Source organism: Stenotrophomonas sp. HMWF003, from assembly GCF_003061285.1.
Lineage (GTDB): Bacteria > Pseudomonadota > Gammaproteobacteria > Xanthomonadales > Xanthomonadaceae > Stenotrophomonas > Stenotrophomonas maltophilia_AP.
Genome location: NZ_QAIW01000203.1, coordinates 1 through 3122 on the forward strand (window position 1 = coordinate 1; position 3122 = coordinate 3122).

The 3122-nt window shown below is 69.6% G+C and carries 5 protein-coding genes; 4 read left to right on the forward strand and 1 reads right to left on the reverse strand.

The window, feature by feature from the left end; genetic code table 11:
• Window positions 1-92 precede the first annotated feature (92 nt).
• Window positions 93-293 (forward strand): hypothetical protein, encoded by a 201-nt coding sequence (locus DBR34_RS08295; protein ID WP_258223755.1) that lies wholly within the window; start codon window positions 93-95, stop codon window positions 291-293.
• A gap of 23 nt (window positions 294-316) precedes the next feature.
• On the opposite strand, the gene DBR34_RS08300 is transcribed toward DBR34_RS08295, so the two are convergent.
• Entirely contained in the window at window positions 317-760 is a 444-nt protein-coding gene (locus tag DBR34_RS08300) for a MarR family transcriptional regulator (RefSeq protein WP_128096440.1), read from the reverse strand.
• Between the two features lie 80 nt (window positions 761-840).
• On the opposite strand from DBR34_RS08300, the gene DBR34_RS08305 reads away from it, so the two are divergent.
• From DBR34_RS08305 to DBR34_RS21720, 3 genes are all read left to right on the forward strand, one after another.
• A complete protein-coding gene (locus DBR34_RS08305) occupies window positions 841-1932 on the forward strand; it encodes an NAD(P)/FAD-dependent oxidoreductase (RefSeq protein ID WP_128096441.1) in 1092 nt (363 codons plus the stop codon).
• A 151-nt stretch (window positions 1933-2083) separates the two neighbouring features.
• Window positions 2084-2617, forward strand: a complete 534-nt coding sequence (locus DBR34_RS08310) for a DUF3011 domain-containing protein (RefSeq protein WP_258223756.1) — start codon at window positions 2084-2086, stop codon at window positions 2615-2617.
• 168 nt (window positions 2618-2785) lie between these two features.
• On the forward strand, window positions 2786-2989 hold the full coding sequence (locus DBR34_RS21720; RefSeq protein WP_038687329.1) for a hypothetical protein: 204 nt from the start codon (window positions 2786-2788) through the stop codon (window positions 2987-2989).
• Window positions 2990-3122: the final 133 nt, after the last annotated feature.

The window sequence follows — 3122 nt, forward strand, 5'->3', positions numbered from 1 at the left end:
CCTCACCTGCCTGTCCCCACGCGGCCAGCGCCCCCATGCGGCGCACCGTACTGCCACTCCGCATGGATGCCCCCGCAGGAGCGATCAGCATGATGATCAAGGTGCAATGCCAGGACCACCGCTGGCACGTGATCCACCCGACCCGCCCGGACCCGGTCAGCTTCGATGACGGTGCGGTGGCCTTCGACTTCGCCGACACCCTGGCGCGTGCACGCCACGCCGAGACCGGCCAGGCCTGCGCGGTGCGGGTGGTGGCGATGGATGCCTTTGTCGACGCGGTGCGCTACGGCTGAGGCCCCGCGCGTGCCGCAGGCGCTCAGCCGGTGCGGTCGAGATTGGCGCTGAGCCGTTGCAGAAAGCTGGTCAGGCGCATGGTTTCGTCCACGCTGAAGTCGGCCAGCATGCGCGTATTGCCCTCGTTGAGGATCTCGCGGGCCTGCGGCAGGCGCTGCAGCGCCAGCGCGGTGAGTTCGATGCGCTGGGCGCGCGGGTGCTGTGGATCCGGCGACCGCTGGATCAGGTGGTCGCGCTCCAGCCGCGCCAGGGTCTGTGCCATCGAGGGCTGCTCCACGCGCAGCAGGCGGGCCAGTTCTGCCTGGGTGGTTGCCTTGCCCTGGCGGACGGCTTCGAGCACCGGCAGGCTGGCCATGCCCAGCCCCAGCGGACGCAGCTGGGTTTCGGCCAGTCGGCTGAGTTCGCGGGACACCTGCTTGATCAGGAACGAGGGAACGTTGCTGGGATCGGGCGCTGACCGGGTCATGCGTTCACCTGCGAAGCCTTGACATAGGCGCCTATGATACTAATCATAGGATCCTATGTTAAAGCCGCTGGAGGCGCCGCATGTCCCGTGTTCCCCGTATTGCCATCGTCGGTGGCGGCCCCGCCGGGCTGCTGCTGGCCTGCCGGTTGCAGCAGGCAGGCCGTGCCGTGCAGGTGTATGAAGCCGACGCCGCGCCCGACGCCCGCGCCCAGGGCGGCATGCTCGACCTGCACGCGGAAACCGGGCAGGCCGCGCTGCGCAGTGCCGGGTTGTTCGCCGCCTTCCAGCAGCTGGCGCGCTACGAGGACCAGGGCATGCGCCTGTTCGACGCGCAGGGGCGGCTGCTGCTGGCCGATGATGGGGTGGGCGGCGACCGCCCGGAGATCGACCGCGGCCAGCTGCGCGCGCTGTTGCTGGCGCCGCTGGCCGAGGGTTGCGTGCGCTGGGGGCATGCGCTGACGCAGGCGCGGCGGTTGGCGGACGGTGTCGAGCTGGCGTTCGGCAACGGCGCGGTGGAGCGCGCCGACCTGGTGGTGGGCGCCGACGGTGCGTGGTCGAAGGTGCGCCCGCTGTTGACCGACGTGCGCCCCCAGCACGCCGGCATCACCCTGTACGAGCTGTCCCTGCCGGAGGTGGACACCGCGCACCCGGCGCTGGCCGCACTGGTTGGGCGCGGCACATTGATTGCCAAGGGCAACGGCTGCACCTTGTTCGCCCAGCGCAATGCGGACGCCCACGTGCGCGTGTACGCCTCGCTGCCGCAGGCGCTGGGCGACGGCGAAGCGGCGCCCGTGCACACCCGCGCGAGTCTGCTCCTGCAGTTCCAGGACTGGCACCCGGACCTGCGCCGGCTGATCGCCGACGCGCAGGACAGCGTGCGGCCGTGGCCGATCCATGCATTGCCGGTGGACCATCGGTGGGCGCATTGCGATGCCGTCACCCTGATCGGCGACGCGGCGCACCTGATGCCGCCGGCGGGCGAGGGGGCCAACCTGGCCCTGCGCGATGCCGCCGACCTCGCCGACGCGCTGTGCGCCGCCGACTGGCAGGCCGCTGTAACGGCGCACGAGCAGGTGATGTTCACGCGTGCAGCGGTGTCCGCCGCTGGCGCGCACGCGATGCTGGCCATGGACTCGGCCGAGCAGGTGCTGCAGATGTTCGATGCAATGTGACCGCGCTGGCGCGGCCTGGTCAGCCGGCCGTCGGGTACCTAAATAGGGCATGAAATCGGGGACTTCCGGCCTATGTCGCGCGTGTTGGGTTTGCCACATCCTGTGCGCCACCACCACACACAGTTTCGAGGCAGGCATGAGGAGCAATGGGATGAAGCAGGGAAAGCAGGCGTGGCTGTGGGCACTGCTGCCCGCGATGCTGGCGCTGGGCGCCACGGCCCAGGCGCAGAACTACGACCGCTACCGGGACGAGGGCTACAACAGCGGCCCGGTGCGCTGCGAATCGATCAAGGGCCGCACCCAGCAGTGTCCGTTGCAGGGGCGCGCACGCCTGGTCCGGCAGATTTCGGGTTCGCCGTGCGTGGAAGGCCAGACCTGGGGCCAGGCCCGGGACGGGGTGTGGGTTACCCAGGGCTGCCGCGCCGAGTTCATCGCCGAAGCCGGCCGTGGCGGCCGCTGGAATGGCGGCGGCGGCTGGGGCCACAACAATGGCGGGCGTGGCCAGATCCTGACCTGCGACTCCAATGACCATCGCCGCCAGCGCTGTGTGGCCAATGTGCGCCGCGAGGCGCGGCTGGTGCGGCAGACCTCGCGCACGGCCTGCGTGGAAGGGCGCACCTGGGGCTGGGATCGCACCGGCGTATGGGTGGATGGCGGTTGCCGCGGCGAATTCCAGGTGAATTGAGGTCGTAGCGCTGATTGGACGGGTGAATCAGAAAAATCTGATACAGATCACAGTTCCGATTGGTTACTGTCCGGGGCGGGAAGCCCCGGCTTCATCCGACCCCAGGTCACACCGCACCGTCGTGCGGCGCGTCCTGCCCGATATGCCGACTCATGGAGAGAGCACCGCATGTTGATCCGCCTGCAACTGGAGCACCGCCTGTGGCGCGTGCTGCACCCGGACAAGCTGGAATCGTTCCGTTTCCACGACAGCGCCAAGGCATTCGATTTCGCCGATGCGCTGGCGCGCCTGCACCACGCCGAGACCGGCCGACGCAGTTCGGTACGGGTGGAAGCGAGCGGAGCCTACGTGGAGGCCGTGCGCTACGGCTGACGCCGGCGGGCCACACCCAGGACCGGAAAACGAAACGGGCCGCGTCGAGATGACGCGGCCCGTTTGCATTCCGGTAGAGCCGACCGTTGGTCGGCTGTTTGCCCGGTAGAGCCGACCGTTGGTCGGCTGCCCC

Excerpts from the sequence above, each read along its gene's own strand:
- DBR34_RS08300 (WP_128096440.1), bottom strand. The coding sequence starts at position 760 with ATGACCCGGTCAGCGCCCGATCCCAGCAACGTTCCCTCGTTCCTGATC.
- DBR34_RS21720 (WP_038687329.1), top strand. The coding sequence starts at position 2,786 with ATGTTGATCCGCCTGCAACTGGAGCACCGCCTGTGGCGCGTGCTGCAC.
- DBR34_RS08295 (WP_258223755.1), top strand. The coding sequence starts at position 93 with ATGATCAAGGTGCAATGCCAGGACCACCGCTGGCACGTGATCCACCCG.
- DBR34_RS08310 (WP_258223756.1), top strand. The coding sequence starts at position 2,084 with ATGAAGCAGGGAAAGCAGGCGTGGCTGTGGGCACTGCTGCCCGCGATG.
- DBR34_RS08305 (WP_128096441.1), top strand. The coding sequence starts at position 841 with ATGTCCCGTGTTCCCCGTATTGCCATCGTCGGTGGCGGCCCCGCCGGG.